The following is an 18,695-nucleotide window of genomic DNA, read 5'->3' on the forward strand; positions in this document are numbered from 1 at the left end:
TTGTTAGTAAGAGGCCGTTCCCGTTTGTAGGCGGGGCGGCCTCTTCGTTGTTTTCTCTTTACGGTTTTATCGTGATTGTTAACTTTTGCCCGCTTCGACGAAATACATCTCTTCCATGTTCAGATGTTTCTGCGCTGTTTGCAGGAGATCCTCCGGTGTGCACTCTTTCATACGGTCGATCATTTTCAGGTAAAAAGTGTTATCCGTATCGTAATTTAGTTTGTGTTTTAGGGCGTCGGATTGAGCGAAAACTCCGTCTAATTCCCTAAGCAGCTCACCGTGAAAAAAGCTTTTGACGAGATTCAGTTCTTCCGTTGGAATCGGCTCTTGTTGTAAACGGAGTATCTCTTTACGGATTTCGGAGATTGTGGCCTCCGCGTGATCGGCATTGACATCGGTAGCGATATTCCAGTAAGCGGCGTTTTTCATGCTGACATTGAAAGAACCGATACCGTAGGTAAAGCCTTTTTCTTCCCGGATATTCGACATCAGGCGGGAACCGAAGTACCCCCCTAAGACCATGTTGAGCAACTGAAAATCGGTATAATCTTCTTCCGTGAGCCTGACCCCTTTTTTGCCGACCCGGATACTGGTTTGTACGGCATCCGGTTTATGGATACGGTATAGTCCGGCTGGTTGCCGCTTGATATCATATGTCGGTTCTTCCTCTGGTACGGTAGATTGTAGTGCGGAGAATCGTTTCCCGACCTCTTGTAGGACGGATTCGTTCACATTGCCGGAAAGAAAAATGCGGCAGTTCGGGGCACTTACCCGTTTTTGATAAAAATCCAAGAGCCGGCGGCGGGTCACTTGGTCGAAATCTTCTCGGGTAAAATGATTAGCGTAAGGATGTTGTTCCCCGAAAAACAAGCGAAGAAACTCCATACGAGCCAGATAGGAGGTTTTTTCCAGGTTGACTAAGTATTGTTGCTTTTTGTTGCGAAGGTAGACTTCCAATTCGTGTTCCGGGAAGATACTGTCGGCAATCATCTCGGCTACCATCCCGATGGTCTTGTCCGCGTATTTGTTTAAGGAGATCAGACTGATTTCCGATTTATGCAATCCGCAGTTGTAATCTACGTAAGCCCCGTGATAGTCGAAAAATTCGGCTATCATTTCGGAAGAATGGGAGCGAGTTCCTTCGTTTAACAAATGAAGCATAGTGGAAGCGATGATCGGTCGGGGTTGGTAATAAGCCCCGACAGGAAGAACGACATCCATTTTGAATACCTCTTGTTGAGGGTCATTTATGTAAATGATTTCTATTCCGTTGGAGAGGATTCTTTTTTGATAATTCAGGACGGAAGGTTTGGTCAGAGCTTCCAGTTGGGGAGGTCGGTTGCGGTTCATATGAATTGAATTGTATAGATGATTGTTCTGTATTTTATTTCAGGTACCATAGGGTAGAGCTGTTTTCAGGCGTAAATAGTTGTTGCGCCGTATTTTTTATCATTTCCGGGGTTATTTTTATATACCGGTCGCACTCTGTATTGATCAGGTCGATATCTCCGAGGTACTCGAAAAATGCCAAGTTGGCAGACTTCCCCTGGTAGTTGATTTCGCTGTAAGAGATACGGGCATCGGTCTTATTGATGACTTTTTGAAGCTCTCTTTCCGATACGTTCTCCTGAATAAAACGATCGATCTCGTTTTGGATGGCCTGTTCTCCCTCTTCGATTTTCACGCCCTCCGATAGTTTTCCGGAAAAGATGAAGAGACCGGGGTCCATGTCGCCTGTCACGTAAGCATCTATTTCTGAAAAAAGCTTGCTGTTTTTTATTAAATTGACGTATAGACGGGAGGATTGTCCGTTGGACAGGATATCCGAAATAATATCACAGACGTAAAAATTATCCGAATAGCGGTCGCCCATGTGGAATACCTTATACAGTGCATCCGCGGGAACGTTGTTGTGCTCGCAGATCAATTGCCGGGCTTCCGTCTGTTCGGGTTCCGGAGATAACCTGTTTTTTGCGGTATGGGAGGGAGGGATATCTCCGAACCATTTCTTCACCAACTCCAAAGCTCGAGAGTCTTTTATATTTCCGCTGATACTGATAATGGCATTGTCCGGAGCGTAGAAACGATGGAAAAAATCTTCGACCTCTGCTAAAGTCGCCTCTTCGATGTGTTCGATTTTTTTGCCTATGGTAGGCCATCGGTAAGGATGGAATTTGTAAGCCAACGGTCTCAATTTTAGCCAAATGTCCCCGTAAGGGTTATTCAGGTAACGTTGTTTGAATTCTTCGATTACCACGTTTCGTTGTACGTCGAGGGATTTTTGGGAAAAGTTAAGACTGAGCATCCGGTCCGATTCCAGCCAAAGGGCTGTTTCTATGTTGGCTGCAGGGATGGTGATGTAATAATTGGTATAGTCGTTATTGGTGAATGCGTTACTGTCTCCTCCGGCTTTCTGCACATGATAGTCGTAATCGGGAACGTGAGCGGATCCGCCGAACATCAGGTGTTCGAAAAGATGGGCGAATCCGGTTCTGTTCGGATCTTCATCTTTTGCACCAACTTTATACAGTATGTTTACGGAAACGAAAGGAGTTCCGGTATCCGTGTTGCAGATAACCGTCAGTCCGTTGTCCAATATATGTCGGGAATAGTGAATCATCGTTTTTCTGTCGCGTATTAAATAGATAGTTTTTCTATATTTTTCAATGCTTGTTCGTAGGCGGTAACGATATCGGTAATAATGTTTTCCACACTCTCTTCCCGTTGTAGCATGGAAGAGATTTGACCTATTTCCAGTTCTCCTTCTTCCATATCTCCTTCGAAAATACCTTTTTTAGCCCGGCCTTTTCCTAAAACCGTTTTCAATGTTTCCGCATCGGCTCCTTTATCTTCCAGTTCTTTGATATGTTCGTAAAAAGCATTCTTTATCAGGCGGGTAGGAGCTAATTTTTTTAATGCCAGCATGGTATCGCCTTCTTCGAGTTCGTAAACTTTCTGTTTGAAATTCGCGTGGGCCGAAGATTCTGCAGCCACGGTAAAACGACTGCCTATTTGTACTCCTTCAGCACCTAAAACCATCGCGGCCAGCATAGACTCTCCGGAGGAGATGCCGCCTGCTGCAATGACCGGAAGAGAACAATGTTTAACCACGTTAGGTATTAGGGTCAAAGTGGTAGTCTCTTCCCGTCCGTTATGTCCTCCGGCCTCAAACCCTTCCGCCACGACTGCATCCACTCCGGCCTCTTCGCTTTTCCGGGCGAAAACGGCACTACTGACAACGTGGACAACCGTGATCCCGTGAGATTTCAATAAGGGAGTCCACTTTTTAGGACTTCCGGCAGAGGTAAAAATGATCTTTACCTCTTCCTTAATGATAAGATCGATGAGTTTCTCCATTTCCGGATAGAGTAAAGGGATATTGATACCCCAGGGTTTGTCCGTGGCCTGTTTCATTTTGCGGATGTGTTCCAAAAGAGTTTCCGGATGCATGGAACCCGCTCCGAGCAAACCTAATCCGCCATTGTTACTTACGGCGGAGGCCAGTTTCCATCCGCTGCACCATACCATACCGCCCTGAATGATCGGGTATTTTATATCGAAAAGAGTCGTTATTCTGTTTACCATGTTTTATTTTTAGTTTTATCTATTCATATCGTATGCATGCAAAAATAGTTTTTATTTTGCTATAATACTACCGTATAATACAAACGGGTGTTTCACTTTATCGAAACACCCGTTTGGCGATAATTTGATAAATGATTTTATTTTTCGATATTCGGTAATTCCAAACCGTATCCTTTTTTCTTGTCTTCGGCTTTTAACCATAATCCTAAGAGGAAAGCCAAAACACCCAGACTGGCGAAAATCAACATCGGAACGGTATAGTTATAGCTTACACCTTCGACTCCGGCTTTGATCTGTTCGGAAACACCCGGGTTACTTACTTTTAAAGACCATCCGATAAGGATAGGGAAAGACAACAGACCGATATTCTGAATCCAGAAAATAACGGAATAAGCTGATCCTAAGTATCTGTTTTCTACTAATTTGGGAACGGAGGGCCATAAGGCTGCCGGAACCAAAGAGAAAGAGATTCCTAAAATAACGATGGCCACGTAAGCGATAAAATGATTCAATGGTGCTAATGCGAAGATCAGGTGACAACCGCACATCAAGAGAGCTCCTATGATTAACATGGTTGCTCCTTTACCTTTATGATCCAGATAGGCACCTAACAGGGGAGTCAGAACCATGGCCCCGATCGGGAACCAGGAGAATACGGCTGCCGCATCGGTTGCGCTGAGTCCTAAACGGCTTTCCAACATACCCGTTGCGAATTTCTGGAACGGGAAGATAGCCGAGTAATAGAGCACGCATAAGAAAGCAACGATAAGGAATGTTTTGCTGGTGAATAATTTCCCGATGTCGCTGACATGGAAAGGATCTTCCGGTTCCGTGCTCATCTCACCGATTTGTTTATCCAGTTTTTTATCCATGAATACATAAACCAAGAAGGTCAGCAGACCGATACAAAGTAAGGTACAGCACACGGCAACCGGGGTCACGATGTCCGGATTGATACTTCCTGCCAATAGCGGGGAGATACGGAATACGGCAAATACCCCTAAACGGGCTATGGCCATTTCCAGACCCATGGCTAACGCCAATTCTTTTCCGCTAAACCATTTCACGATCGCTTTTGATACGGTGATACCGGCCATTTCCGTACCGCAACCGAATATGGCGAATCCGATGGAAGCGACCTTGGCACTGGCGGGAACGCTTGTCCAGAAAGAGTTGAAAAATTCATACCCGACACCGCCGTTGTTAAAATATTCGGTAATGGCGTATAGTTTTATGGATCCTCCGATAACCATTAAAGAAGCCGAGAGAAGTCCCGTAAAACGAACACCCATCTTATCGAGGATGATACCCGCGAAAATGAGGAAGAAGAAAAAAACGTTTAAGAAAAATTCGGAACCTTCTTCCATTCCGAATACGTCCGGACTCCATCCGCGTTCCGTCTCCAATAAGGTTTGTAATGGGGATAAAACATCTACAAACATGTACGCGAAAAACATGGTCGATGCAATAAGGATCAAGGCTGTCCATCTGGCAGCTTTGGAGTCCCTAAGGGTTTGTTGAATCTTTTCAGTCATGATATTTTATTTATAAATTAAAATTTGCACATACACCGTCCAAAAGTAGGATAAAATTTGGAATTTCTTTATATTTTTTTTTCTATTCTGTATACATTTCTGTCATTGGCGCTTCTGGAGATCAATTCGGCTAAAAATCCGGCTAAAAACAACTGGGTTCCGAGAATCATACAGGTCAGGGCGATATAAAAATAGGGATTATGGGTAACAAGAGGAGCTTTTATCTCTTTGCTTAATGCTATCAGCTTCTCTATCCCCAACCATCCGGCCGCAAAAAAGCCAATGATAAACAAAACAGTCCCCAATGCCCCGAAGAGGTGCATCGGTTTTTTGGCGAATCGCGTGATGAAGGTTACGGATAATAAGTCTAAGAAGCCGTTGATGAAGCGATTGAGACCGAATTTGGTAACTCCGTATTTTCGCGCCTGATGGTGGACCACTTTTTCTCCGATACGGGTGAAACCGGCTTGTTTCGCTAAAATGGGAATATAACGGTGCATTTCACCGTATACCTCTATGTTTTTTACCACGTTATTTTTATATGCCTTCAGTCCGCAATTGAAATCATGCAGATATATTCCTGAAAATTTTCGGGCTGTTGCATTGTATATCTTTGTCGGTATGGTTTTCGTGATCGGATCGTATCTTTTCTTTTTCCAGCCGGATACCAAATCGAAATCCTCTTCCGTGATCATGCGATAAAGCTCGGGTATTTCATCCGGACTATCCTGAAGATCGGCATCCATGGTAATGACCACATCTCCCCGGGCATCTTCGAAGCCGCAATGCAAAGCGGCGGACTTCCCGTAATTTCTCCTGAATTTGATTCCGTGTACGCGGGAATCTTTCCGGGATAGTTCTTCGATCACCTTCCAGGAACCATCGTTGCTGCCATCGTCGACTAAAATGATTTCATAGCTGAAATGATTCTCTTCCATGACCCGGTTGACCCATGTTATAAGTTCGGGTAATGATTCTTCTTCGTTATATAAAGGAATGACAACAGATAAATCCATGGTTATTGTATTAATGTTAATAGCGAGAAACGCGTTTGCGTAAAATCCCGGCTAAAAATAGCGTGAGAATGATACCGAAAAATAGTTTGTTCAGGAACTCTCCGACAGCGATACTGGCGGGATACAAAAAAGATTGAATACTTTTTTCAAACGTTTCGTAAAGGGGTGTGTTCCCGTATATTTGTTTTAGGATGGAGAGCATTACTTTTTTGAATTGTTCCATCAGATCGGGATCACTCGTGTAAAAAATAAAGATGTATAAGGCATAGAGAAAAGAGGCAATCGTTAGGATATATATTCCGGTCGAGAAGGATTTCCCGTAAGAGATGATTCCTTCTAAATGGTCGTCCCGGTATTTTTTTACTCCTAAAAAAATACCGGCAATCGTTAGCATTAAAATAATGTTGTTCAGTTGTGGGTTCAGTGAGATATTTTTCCCGCTCCAGAAAAACACTAAAGAAGCTACGATATAACTTCCGCCGACAAATAGACCGAAGATACTATTGTAGAGTAAAAATTCACTTGTTGTTTTTTTCATTATGACGATCAATAGAGTTGAGAATAACCTCTTAGGGATATCATTTCTCCGATTTGAGGTTGGCTTCCGTTTTCCATAAAATTATATCGAAGTAACCGACTCAATTTGATGCCGTATATTTGAGAAATCATATACATGCTATCTCCTTTTTTGACTTTATGAAAGGTATAGCCTTTAGGCGCTTTATTTCTCTTGTGCTTTAGAAATACATGCATGCCTGTTCGAATAGAAGTCTCCTTTTTGTCGTTGTAAGACAATAACCGTTTTAACGGGATTCCGAAATATCGGGCAATCGCTTCGAACGTGTCACCTTCCTTAATTTTGATACAGGGTCTGTTGTTGATGTAGACGACTCGTTGTTGATAGTCCGGTCCCCCGTTCAGGGTGTAGTTCATTTCGTGGGGAATCGGTTTTACTCGTTTCCCGGGGCGATCGTAGATGAATAATTTTTCTTCCTCGATGATTCTGATCAGTTTTTGAGCATAATCCGGAGCCGTGGCATATCCTGCTTTTTTCAATCCTTTTGCCCATCCTTTGTAGTCCGTTTTAGAAAGCTCGAAAAGAAAGGAGTATCTCGAGCGTGAAGTCAGGAAGTTACTGTGGTCTACCCATGACTGTTCCGGACTTTTGTATTTACGGAAACATTCGTTTTTCCGGTCATCGTCTTTTTTAAAACTGGGGCCGCTCCAGTCATGGCATTTGATACCGAAATGATTATTGGCATTTATAGAGAGCTCGGATCTGCCGCAACCCGATTCCAATATTCCTTGAGCTAATTTAATACTGGCGGGGATACCGGTACGGTCCATTTCCTGAATCGCGAGATCCTTGTATTTTTTGATATAGTGTTGTCTGCTATCCGGATTTGCCGCGGCTACTTGGCAACAAGCCAAGCAAAAAATGAAAAAAAAGTAAAATTTGTTCATCATCGGATATATTGTTTTATATTAGGCGGTAAAAATAATAAAAAAAACAGAATGGAAAAAGCGGAATTGAAGATAGAATACAAGGTATATAAAGAATCTTGCCCGGAAGAGTATGAGGAGTTATGTCATGCTGCCTCTGAAATGACGCGTAATGCTTATTGTAAATACTCCGAATTTGCGGTAGGAGCAGCTGTTTTGCTGAATAACGGGGAGATCGTGTGCGGTTCGAATCAGGAAAATGCGGCTTTCCCCTCGGGAATCTGCGCCGAGCGTACGGCTTTGTTTTATGCCTGTTCCTCCTTTCCAGAGGTGGGAGTAAAAGCCATGGCTGTTGCGGCCTGTAATAAAGGGGTCCCTTTGGAAGAGTTTATAACTCCCTGCGGAGCCTGCCGGCAAGTGATCTCCGAAGTGATAAAACGATACCGATCTGACTTCGACGTTATTTTAATAGGACGAAAAACGACGATCAGTGTTAAAGCCAGTCAATTACTGCCTTTTGCCTTTGATATGTAATTCCGGGAAGCCGTATTTCATGATGCCCTATTGATTAAACGGCGGAGCATGGAGGTATAAAAGGTGCGGGGTTCAGATTTTGAACGCTACCCGGTTGATGATGGAGCGTCCTAAAGTGAGTTCGTCGGTATATTCGAGATCGTTTCCCACGGCGATTCCTTTGGAAAGGGTGCTGATAATCAATTCTTCCCGTCGGGGTAGCTTTTTGTAGATATAGTAACCGGTCGTATCTCCTTCAATGGTGGCTCGCAAGGCGAAGATGATCTCTTTTACCGGAGAGGTTGATATCCGGGAAATTAACGTGTCAATGTGTAAATCGGCCGGTCCGACGCCGTCCATGGGTGAGATGATTCCTCCCAATACATGGTAAATGCCATGATATTGTCCTGTGGCTTCGATGGACATCAGGTCCTTAATGTCTTCCACGACACAAATCGTGCCGGTGTCCCGTTGCGGATCGGCACAAATCTCGCATGTTTCCTGATCCGTGATGTTATGACATTGGTTGCATTCCCGAATGGATTCTTTTAACTGTAAAATGCTGTTTGTGAACTGTTCGACCTCTTCCTTGTTTCGGTGTAGTATATGAAGGGCGAATCGGAGGGCCGTTTTACGTCCGATGCCCGGTAGGGTGGCAAATTGTTCTACCGCTTTTTCTACTAATTTGGAAGAGAACGATTGCATTTATCTATTATCTTCTTTGAATTTAATATCTCGAATCATCATTTGTATATCGATTTTTCCCATGAAAACGTTTTCTTGCAAGGTGTAACAGATGTCGAAATATTCTCCTTTACTGATGCGGTTAAAGTAATCCCCCATGCTGAAGGCGATGCCGCTCCGGTCATTACAGATACGGGTGTCGTCTACCACCACTAATTTGAGGTGTTCGTTATTACGTCCGACCTGCTTTGATCCGATAAAATTGGTTACGTTTTCCGTCATGAAAACGGGAATGTTGTTATTCGGTCCGAAAGGAGCGAATTTTTGAATCATGTTATAAAGTTCCGGAGTGATATCTCCCAATTTTATTTTAGCATCGATATTGATTTGCGGAATCAACATCTCGTCGGTGATCGTTTCACTGACGATTTGTTGGAATCTTTTACGGAAGGGTTCGATGTTTTCGAGTTTTAACGTTAACCCGGCAGCATATTTGTGTCCCCCGTAATTTTCTAAATATTCACTGCATTGGGAAATGGCGTAATAAAGGTCGAATCCCTCTACCGAACGTGCGGATCCCGTAGCTAAACCGTTAGACTCGGTCAGAATGACGGTCGGCCTGTAATAGTACTCCGTTAAGCGGGATGCCACGATTCCGATAACTCCTTTATGCCAGTTGGGATTAAACAAAACCGTGGCTTTCTGGGATTGATCGTATTGGGCCTGACCGATATACTCCAAGGCTTCTTCCGTGATGTTGTGATCCAGTTTTTTACGTTGGTCGTTAAAGTTATTGATACTTTCGGCAACCTCCATCGCCTTTTGGGCATCGTCTGCGATGAGTAGTTCGACCGATTTATTACCCGATTCGACCCGTCCGGCGGCATTGATCTTGGGACCGATACGGAAAACGATATCGTTGATCGTTAGGGGTTTATTGATGCCGGAAAATTTTAATATGGTGTTCAGCCCCAAGCTGGGGCGTTCGTTGAGTTGCTGTAGTCCGTAGTGAGCCAGTATTCGGTTTTCTCCCGTAATGGGAACGATATCGCTGGCGATGCTGACACATATCAGATCCAATAAACTGTAAAGTTCCGACATCGGAAGATCGTGTTTCAAACTATAAGCTTGGGCCAATTTGAAACTTACGCCGCAACCGCTGAGCCAACGATAGGGATAGTTGCAGTCGCTTCGTTGCGGATCCAATACGGCAACGGCTTCCGGTAGTTGCTCTCCGGGGGTATGATGATCACAAATAATTACATCTACCCCTTTGGTTTGAGCGTAACGGACTTTTTCTACGGCTTTTACTCCGCAATCGGTGACAATCATAAGAGTGATTCCGTGTTGGGCGGCATAATCGATGGCCCGAATAGAAACCCCGTAACCTTCCGTATAACGATCCGGTATATAATACTCCGGTTTTTCACATTTATTTTTAAGGTATTTATACAACAATGCTACGGCCGTTGTGCCGTCTACGTCATAATCTCCGTAGATCATGATTTTCTCTTCCGTTTGAATGGCTTTTTCTAATCGGGCAACCGCTTTGTCCATATCTTTCATCAGGAAGGGATCGTGCAGCATGTTTAAAGTCGGATTGAAGAAAGCGTGGGCCTCGTCTGCAGTTTCTACCCCTCTTTGTATTAAAAGGTTTGCAATGACATGACTGCAGTTAAGTTGTTTTGATAAAGTTTCTATTTTTTCCCACCCCGGTGGGGTATTGACTACCCATCTTTTTTTCATTATACACTTTCTCCTATTCAGCTACAAAGTAGTAGAATTTCCCCGTGATTTCAAAAGATTCGTAGTTATATTTTTTTAACCGATAGAGTATTTTATGCTATCGAATTGTAAATCAGAGTGGGCTAAAAGTTAAAAGATAGAGGATAAACCTAAAAGTTTGAAAAAAGAAGAGAGGTTGAAATAAGGGTGAATAAACTTTTTTCACTTTTCATTTTTCAATGATGGAATCGGTTTGTTATGAATTAGTAAATCTAAAATTATTACTATCTTTGCACTTTATTAAAACTTTCGTTTGCGCGAAGTATGTTCTAAAACCGCTAAAAGTTGATTGAAAATGAGCATAGAATTAAGTGAACAGGAAATAATTCGTCGGAACTCGTTGAATGAGTTGAATAAGATGGGGATAAATGCTTATCCGGCTCCGGAATTTAAGGTTACTCATCTCTCTAAAGAGATTCGGGATAAGTTTGAAACCTCTCCCGAAGAGTTACAGGAGGAGGTGGTGATTGCCGGCAGGATGATGAGTCGGCGAATCATGGGTAAAGCTTCGTTTTTTGAAATACAGGATGCTGCCGGTCGGATACAGGTATACGTGAGTCGAGATGATATTTCGGAGGGAGAGGATAGTACGATGTATAATGTGGTGTTTAAGAAACTGATGGATATCGGAGATATCGTCGGCGTGAAAGGCCATGTATTCCGTACTAATATGGGAGAGATTTCTGTACATGCCAAGGAACTGACCATGTTGTCCAAATCTTTGCGTCCGCTTCCGGTCGTGAAAGAAAAAGACGGAAAAGTATTCGACGCGTTTACGGATCCTGAAATGCGTTATCGTCAACGTTATTTGGATTTGATCGTGAATCCGCAAGTGAAAGAGGTATTCGTGAAGCGTACCAAGATGATCAATGCTATTCGTCAATTCTATAATGAAATGGGGTGTGTGGAAGTGGAGACGCCTGTTTTGCAAGCCATACCGGGAGGAGCTTCGGCCCGTCCTTTTATTACGCATCATAATGCATTGGATATCCCTCTCTATTTGAGGATTGCTAATGAATTGTATTTAAAGCGGTTAATTGTCGGAGGTTTTAACGGAGTTTACGAGTTTTCCCGGAATTTCAGGAACGAAGGAATGGATCGCACCCATAATCCGGAGTTCACTTGTATGGAGGTATACGTGGCTTATAAGGATTATAAGTGGATGATGGATTGTACGGAGCGTATGATAGAGGCGGCGGCATTGGCGGTAAACGGAACGACGAAAGCTCCGTTTGGCGAAAATGAGGTGGACTTTAAGCGTCCTTTTAAAAGAATAAGGATGGCGGATGCCATAAAAGAATATACCGGTTATGATATTACCGGAAAAAGTGAAGAGGAGATTCGGGCGTTTTGTTTATCCATTGGATTGAAGGTAGATGAAACCATGGGGAAAGGGAAACTGATAGACGAGTTGTTTGGAGAGAAGTGTGAAGGTCATTATATTCAACCGACATTTATTTACGATTATCCGGTCGAGATGTCCCCGTTGACCAAAATGCATCGGACGGATCCCGGCGTGACGGAACGTTTCGAATTGTTCGTGAACGGAAAGGAGGTGGCAAACGCTTACTCCGAGTTGAACGATCCGATAGATCAATTGAATCGGTTTAAGGATCAATTGGCTTTACAGGAGAGGGGGGATGATGAGGCTATGTTCATCGACTATGATTTCGTGCGGGCATTGGAGTACGGTATGCCTCCTACCTCAGGAATGGGAATAGGAATCGATCGTTTATGTATGTTTTTGACGAACAGTGCTTCGATCCAAGATGTTTTGCTTTTCCCTCAAATGAAACCGGAAAAGAAAATACCGGTAGATGGTGATGAGAAATTTTTAGAATTGGGGATTGCCGAAGAGTGGATTCCTGTGATTCGGAAGATCGGCCACCAAACCGTGGAGTCTTTGAAGGAAGTTGAGAATCCGAATAAGTTTCACCAGGAATTGTGCGGGATTAATAAAAAAGAAAAATTGGGATTGACGAACCCGACACAGGATGAGGTAAGGGTGTGGTTGAATAAATAAATTTAAAGTTTTATATTGCGATTTACGATTCACAAATGATATTCGTGAATCGTAAATCGTTCATTATTAATAAAAGTATCATGCAAATAAGTGATAAACCCAGGATCGGGATTGTCGGCGGAGGTAGTTGGGCTACTGCCATATCTAAGATGCTGACGGAAAACAATGGTCGTATTAATTGGTTTATGCGCAATATGGAGACCATAAAGGCTTTTAAAGGTTTGAATCACAATCCGCGGTATTTGTGTGAAGTTGAATTTGACCTGGAGAAAATTAATTTTACCGATGATTTGGATAAATTGGTTACTCAATCGGATATTATTGTTTTTGCCATTCCGAGTGCCTTTTTGAAAAATGTGGTATCTCGATTACGGGTTCCGTTGAAAGAGAAAATTGTCGTATCCGCCATAAAAGGATTGATTCCGGACGATAATTTGATTATCGGGGAGTTTTTTCATAAATGTTATGATGTACCTTTCGGGCAGATCGTAATTATTTCCGGCCCCTGCCATGCCGAAGAGATTGCTTTGGAGCGTCTCTCTTATCTTACTTTTTCATGTGAAGATTTGAAATTGGCCCGGGCGATAGCGCAATTGTTTGAGTGCCATTACGTGAAAACGGCGATATCGGATGATATTTACGGGACGGAATACGGAGCCGTATTGAAAAACGTCTTTGCCATTGCGGCCGGAATTTGTCATGGATTAAGATACGGAGATAATTTTCAGGCTGTTTTGATATCCAATGCGATTCAGGAGATGAAGCGTTTCGTGGATGCGGTACATCCGATAGAACGTGATATTAAAAATTCGGCTTATCTGGGAGACCTGTTGGTAACGGCTTATTCACAATTTAGTCGGAATCGGACTTTTGGAACCATGATCGGGAAAGGATATTCCGTGAAGTCGGCTCAATTAGAGATGTTGATGATCGCGGAAGGGTATTTTGGTGTGAAGGGAATTCATGAGATCAATGAACATTATAACGTACATATGCCTATTACCAATGCGGTTTATAATATTTTATACGAGAGAATAAGTCCGACGATGGAGATACGGCTTTTAACGGATGAGTTAAGGTAACATGTTTAAGGGTGATGGTGCCGAAAAAATGATTTTAATTTGGAATTGTAAATTAAGAGTGTGGTGAAAAAGATAGGGAAAAGGATGGGACATTGTGTAAGTAAGGCGTTGCCGGTTGCCTTGCGGACGTCGTTGTGGTTTTTGAAAATCATGTTACCCGTCTCTTTGTTCGTCACGTTGCTTTCTTATTTCGATATTCTGCCTTATATCTCCTCTTTTGCCGCTCCTTTATTTAAATGGGTCGGTTTGCCGGGCGATGCGGCATTGGTTTTTGTCACGAGTATTTTTACGAATATATACACGGTGATCGCTTTGCTTTCGACGCTGGATTTTACCGTACGGGAGTGTGTGATTATGGCGACCATGTGCCTGATTTCTCATAATTTTATCGTGGAGACTTTGGTGTTGCAGAAAACGGGTTCTTCTTTTATAGGTATGATCGTTTTAAGGATCGTTATGAGTTTTGTTGCTGCGTTCGGATTGAATATTTTATTGCCGGAGATGGGAGAAAAAATGATGAAGGAGACTTTAACGGTTTTACCGTTTTGGGCAACGATGCAACATTGGCTGGTTAATGCCCTATTTCTCTCTTTGAAAATCGTGGGGGTGATTTCGGGGTTAATGATTCTGCAACGGGTCTTGGAGGAGTTTGGTATATTAAAAGTATTGTCCGGTTTATTATCGCCCCTGATGCGTATTTTCGGGTTATCTCCCGAGGTCGCTTTTCTTTGGTTGGTAGGTAATACCGTGGGATTGGCATATGGTTCGGCCATCATGTTGGATTGTGCGAAATCGGGTAAGTTGAACCACCGGGAAGCGAATTTACTGAACCATCATTTGGCGATCTCCCATTCTCAATTGGAAGATCCTCTTCTGTTTTGGGTTATGGGTTTACCTTTTTGGTGGTTGATGTTACCGAGAATGGTGTTGGCTTTGATCGTCGTGTGGATAAAAAGAGGGGAGTATTTTATGCGCTCTCGTCATGATCATGAAAAGTGGTTTGCCAAATCTCAGGTATCCAATTCTTTAAATTAGTGTTATGGAATATACAATAGAAGAAGTTAAGAATCAACAGCAGGCAAGAGAGTTTTTATTGTTGCCTGTGACCCTTTATAAAAATGATAAAAATTGGGTACGTCCTTTAGACAATGATATCAATAATGTATTTGATCCTGATAAAAATCCTTATTTTAAACACGGAGAATGTACCCGTTGGTTACTGAGGGATGAAAACGGGGTTTGCGTGGGAAGGGTAGCTTCTTTTATCGATGAACATACTTGTCGTATGGATTCTTATGCTGTGGGGGGAATGGGGTTCTTTGAATGTATCGATGATCGAAAAGCGGCTTTTATGCTTTTTGATCGTTGCCGGGAGTGGTTGGAGGCCAGGGGAATGGAGGCGATGGAGGGACCCGTGAATTTTGGCGAACGCAATGAATGGTGGGGACTCTTGGTAGACGGTTTTGTGCAACCAAACTATGGAATGCCTTACACGCATAAATATTATATAAAATTTTTCGAGGAGTACGGTTTCCTGGATTATTTTAAGCAATATACCTATCGGACCCGGTTGGTTATGGAAAGTCTTTCGAAAGTAGTGGTATGGAAGTCGGATCGTTTATTGAAAAATCCGGATTATTCGATTGTATGTTACTCTCAAATAGATGCCCGGGAGGCGAAAAAAGCCTTTTTAGAGGTATATAATCATGCTTGGAACGAGAATGTACACGGTGTGGGAAAAATGCAAATGGAGCAGGTAGAAGCTCTGTTTAAGACTATTAAGCCGATTTTAGATCCGAATCTCTTGTATTTTGCCTATTATAAGGGACGACCGATTGGTTTTTTTATCATGTTTCCGGAATTGAATTATATTATCAAACACCTCAATGGGAAATTGAACGGAATAGGACTTTTAAAATTTTTATATTACCGTCATATCAAGAAGGGAAATGTGGCGTTGGGACAGATTTTTGGAGTGGTGTCCGAGTTTCAGGGAAAGGGTGTTGAAGCCGCTTTGATCCGGGTATTTTGTAGTAATATAATCGAAAGGCGTAAGAAATATGATTGGTTGGAGATGAACTGGATAGGTGATTTTAATCCGCAGATGATTCATTTGATGGAGTATATAGGGGCAAAGATATCCAAGACGCATATTACATATCGTAAATTGTTTCGGGAGGGTATCCGCTTCTGCCGTTCGATAGATAAAATGAAAGAACGTTCGGAAACGAATTCGTAATTATTAAATAACAGATATTGTATGGCTTGGTTAGACTCCTTATTTTTCGGGCAAGGTATAGCGCACTCCGTTTTGGTGTTCGCTATCGTTATCGCTATCGGAATTGTTTTGGGCAAAGTAAAGATAAAAGGGATTTCCCTGGGTATTACCTGGATACTTTTCGTGGGTATTATCTGTAGTCATTTCGGGATGAGGGTGGATGAACATACGTTGCATTTTGTAAAAGAGTTCGGGTTGATCCTTTTCGTGTATTCCGTGGGAATGCAGGTCGGGCCCGGTTTTTTTTCCTCCTTTAAGAAAGGGGGATTGACCTTGAACGTGTTGGCCTCAATGATTGTCTTTTTGGGTGTGATTACAGCCTACGTGATTCACTTGATAACCGGATTGCCGATAACGACTATGGTAGGAATCCTTTCGGGAGCCGTAACCAATACCCCGGGATTGGGAGCTGCCCAGCAAGCCTATACGGATATGACCGGGGTAGGTGATCCTACGATTCCTTTAGGATATGCGGTTGCCTATCCTTTGGGGGTTATCGGAATCATCGGGTCTATTTTATTGATACGTGTGATTTTCAGGATTAAATTTGAACGCGAGCATGAGGTGTTGGAAAAGCAGGATGAAGATAAGGCCACGAGTGCACAACAATTTTCCGTGAAAGTCACTAATCCGGCTCTGTTTGGCAAGGACGTGATGGAGGTAACCCGTCTTATCAACCGTAAGTTTGTTTTTTCCAGGGTTTGTCACGGAGATGACCGGATTGAAATCGGTTCTTCCGATACCCGATTGAAGGCGGGGGATAAACTATTGGTTGTGGCTGCATCGAAAGATATAGAGGCTATTACAGCCTTTTTGGGAGAACAGGTGGATGTTGCCTGGGAACAATTGGATAAACAGCTGGTTTCAAGACGGGTTGTCATTACCAAATCCGATATAAACGGAAAGTTATTGGGAGATATGAAGTTGCGGAACTGTTTCGGCGTAAACGTGACGCGGGTAAATCGCGCCGGTTTCGATTTGGTCGCTAAGCCGAATTTGCAACTGCAGATGGGAGACCGTTTGACTGTCGTGGGGCCGGAGGCTGCTGTTGATAATGTGGCGAAGGTGTTGGGTAATTCGTTGCGTAGGTTGAGAGAACCCAATCTGGTTCCTATATTCTTAGGTATATTTTTGGGCGTTTTTTTAGGAAGTATTCCTTTTACATTTCCGGGCATTCCTCAACCGGTGAAATTAGGATTGGCAGGAGGTCCTTTAATCGTTTCCATATTGATCAGTCGTTTTGGTCCTCATTATAAATTGGTGACCTATACCACGATGAGTGCGAATCTAATGTTGCGGGAGGTAGGAATTTCTCTGTTCCTGGCCGGTGTCGGGTTGGGAGCCGGAGAAGGATTCGTAGAGACGGTGATCGAAGGTGGCGGATTGAATTGGATCGGATACGGTGTCGTAATTACCGTTTTACCCTTATTGATCGTGGGGATCATTGCCCGGCTTTTCTATAAAATCAATTACTTTACTATGATGGGATTGATCGCCGGCAGCACGACAGACCCGCCCGCTTTAGCTTATTCGAATGGAGTGGTCGGAAACGATATGCCTTCGGTAAGTTATGCAACGGTTTATCCGTTAACCATGTTCCTGCGCGTATTGACAGCACAGCTTTTAATTTTGTTTGTAGCATGAGGGAAAGATGATTTTGTTAATTGTATCTGATTCGAAGAATGCGAAAAATAGTCGTCGGTCTTAGCGGAGGGGTAGATAGTTTTGTGACAGCCTTGTTGTTACGACAACAGGGGTATGAAGTTATAGGGGTAAATTTGGATTTATGGCCGGCGAATGGGCAGGTACACAATCGTGATTTGGAGGAATTTTGTAAACAAATAGAAATTCCCTTGTATCGTATTGAAGGGAGGGAACGTTTTGGACGTGACGTGGTTCGTCCTTTTCTTCAGGGGTATTTGGCGGGTATTACACCGAATCCGTGTGCCGTGTGTAACCGTTTTGTCAAATGGGAATTGTTGAAAGAGTTTGCGGATCGGCAAGGAGTTCAACATATAGCAACAGGACATTATGTGCGTATCGGTAAAGAGAACGGACACTATTACTTGTACAAAGGGGTGGATTCCAATAAAGATCAATCTTATTTTTTGTGGGGAGTGAACGAGATGATTTTGAGCAGGGCCTTGACTCCGTTAGGAATATACAGAAAAGAGGAGGTAAAAGAGATAGCCCGAATGAATGGTTTCCCGCTGCTTGCCAAGCAAAAGGAGAGCTCCGGAATCTGTTTTTTGCAAGGAACGGATTATCGTACGTTTATCTGTCAACATACCGGGTCGTCTTTTGTCTCCTCAACGGGTGAGATATGGGATGAGCAGGGTAATGTATTGGGAAGCCATCATGGAGTTTTGAATTACACGATCGGACAAAAGCGGGATATTCCTTTAAAGGACGGGAATCCTCAATATGTTTCCCGGATAGAGGTGGGTAGTAACCGGATTATCGTGAGTGATAAATCTGCGTTGTTCCGGAAGCGCATAGAGATAGAATCCGTTCATCTTATTGATCCCGAAGAGGTGAATGCTGCAGATATAGAGGTAAAAGTCAGGGGATTGGGGTTAAATCCGTCGGGGTATGTTCAGGTGGAGAAGTTACCCGGGAATCGGTTGATGTTGCATTTGTCCCATCCGGCCTGGGCGGTAGCTCCCGGGCAACCGGTAGTCTTGTATCGTGGCGAACGCCTGATCGGAGGAGGAATTGTTTGATTATAGAATGACGATTGTAAATTTTAGA

General features: G+C 43.1%; 16 protein-coding genes. 7 read left to right on the top strand and 9 right to left on the bottom strand.

The genetic code is table 11. From position 1 onward, the window contains the following. Nucleotides 1-78: 78 nt before the first annotated feature. From NVS78_RS05735 to NVS78_RS05765, 7 genes are all read right to left on the bottom strand, one after another. Nucleotides 79-1,350 carry a M16 family metallopeptidase gene (locus tag NVS78_RS05735; protein WP_286358300.1) on the bottom strand — a complete coding sequence of 424 codons (1,272 nt, stop codon included), beginning with the start codon at nt 1,348-1,350 and terminating at the stop codon, nt 79-81. Nucleotides 1,351-1,384: 34 nt separating this feature from the next. Next, on the bottom strand, nt 1,385-2,620 hold the full coding sequence (locus tag NVS78_RS05740) for a M16 family metallopeptidase (protein ID WP_289623345.1): 1,236 nt from the start codon (nt 2,618-2,620) through the stop codon (nt 1,385-1,387). A 17-nt stretch (nt 2,621-2,637) separates the two neighbouring features. After that, the gene (locus tag NVS78_RS05745) at nt 2,638-3,585 is read right to left on the bottom strand and encodes an NAD(P)H-dependent flavin oxidoreductase (protein WP_286358301.1); all 948 of its coding nucleotides are present in this window, start codon (nt 3,583-3,585) and stop codon (nt 2,638-2,640) included. Nucleotides 3,586-3,722: 137 nt separating this feature from the next. Continuing rightward, nucleotides 3,723-5,120 carry an MFS transporter gene (locus tag NVS78_RS05750; RefSeq protein ID WP_286358302.1) on the bottom strand — a complete coding sequence of 466 codons (1,398 nt, stop codon included), beginning with the start codon at nt 5,118-5,120 and terminating at the stop codon, nt 3,723-3,725. A 68-nt stretch (nt 5,121-5,188) separates the two neighbouring features. After that, complete coding sequence (locus tag NVS78_RS05755; protein ID WP_041504301.1) at nt 5,189-6,136, bottom strand: glycosyltransferase family 2 protein; 948 nt, start codon at nt 6,134-6,136, stop codon at nt 5,189-5,191. Nucleotides 6,137-6,152: 16 nt separating this feature from the next. Next, entirely contained in the window at nt 6,153-6,674 is a 522-nt protein-coding gene (locus tag NVS78_RS05760; RefSeq protein WP_286358303.1) for a DUF4199 domain-containing protein, read from the bottom strand. 8 nt (nt 6,675-6,682) lie between these two features. Continuing rightward, on the bottom strand, nt 6,683-7,603 hold the full coding sequence (locus tag NVS78_RS05765) for a glucosaminidase domain-containing protein (RefSeq protein WP_286358304.1): 921 nt from the start codon (nt 7,601-7,603) through the stop codon (nt 6,683-6,685). Nucleotides 7,604-7,651: 48 nt separating this feature from the next. Between NVS78_RS05765 and cdd the strand changes: the two genes are divergently transcribed. Continuing rightward, nucleotides 7,652-8,113 carry a cytidine deaminase gene (gene cdd, locus NVS78_RS05770; protein WP_286358305.1) on the top strand — a complete coding sequence of 154 codons (462 nt, stop codon included), beginning with the start codon at nt 7,652-7,654 and terminating at the stop codon, nt 8,111-8,113. 72 nt (nt 8,114-8,185) lie between these two features. Here the strand turns inward: cdd and recR are convergent, their stop codons facing one another. Next, nucleotides 8,186-8,797, bottom strand: coding sequence for a recombination mediator RecR (gene recR, locus NVS78_RS05775; RefSeq protein WP_286358306.1), 612 nt, complete (start codon nt 8,795-8,797; stop codon nt 8,186-8,188). Continuing rightward, complete coding sequence (gene recJ, locus NVS78_RS05780) at nt 8,798-10,522, bottom strand: single-stranded-DNA-specific exonuclease RecJ (RefSeq protein WP_286358307.1); 1,725 nt, start codon at nt 10,520-10,522, stop codon at nt 8,798-8,800. It lies immediately after the preceding gene. A gap of 334 nt (nt 10,523-10,856) precedes the next feature. Here recJ and lysS point away from each other — a divergent pair, with 334 nt between their 5' ends. The 6 genes from lysS (at nt 10,857) to mnmA (ending at nt 18,667) form a co-directional block, all read left to right on the top strand. After that, complete coding sequence (lysS, locus tag NVS78_RS05785) at nt 10,857-12,584, top strand: lysine--tRNA ligase (RefSeq protein WP_059026375.1); 1,728 nt, start codon at nt 10,857-10,859, stop codon at nt 12,582-12,584. 80 nt (nt 12,585-12,664) lie between these two features. Beyond that, entirely contained in the window at nt 12,665-13,666 is a 1,002-nt protein-coding gene (locus tag NVS78_RS05790; RefSeq protein ID WP_286358308.1) for an NAD(P)H-dependent glycerol-3-phosphate dehydrogenase, read from the top strand. Between the two features lie 63 nt (nt 13,667-13,729). After that, entirely contained in the window at nt 13,730-14,701 is a 972-nt protein-coding gene (locus NVS78_RS05795) for a nucleoside recognition domain-containing protein (protein ID WP_286358309.1), read from the top strand. Nucleotides 14,702-14,705: 4 nt separating this feature from the next. After that, a complete protein-coding gene (locus tag NVS78_RS05800) occupies nt 14,706-15,905 on the top strand; it encodes a hypothetical protein (protein WP_286358310.1) in 1,200 nt (399 codons plus the stop codon). Nucleotides 15,906-15,926: 21 nt separating this feature from the next. Next, nucleotides 15,927-17,588: a putative transporter gene (locus NVS78_RS05805; protein WP_286358311.1), complete on the top strand. Its 1,662-nt coding sequence runs from the start codon at nt 15,927-15,929 to the stop codon at nt 17,586-17,588. A 38-nt stretch (nt 17,589-17,626) separates the two neighbouring features. Continuing rightward, entirely contained in the window at nt 17,627-18,667 is a 1,041-nt protein-coding gene (mnmA, locus tag NVS78_RS05810; protein ID WP_286358312.1) for a tRNA 2-thiouridine(34) synthase MnmA, read from the top strand. The last annotated feature ends 28 nt before the right edge of the window (nt 18,668-18,695 follow it).

Source organism: Gabonibacter chumensis, from assembly GCF_024741215.1.
Lineage (GTDB): Bacteria > Bacteroidota > Bacteroidia > Bacteroidales > Marinifilaceae > Gabonibacter > Gabonibacter massiliensis.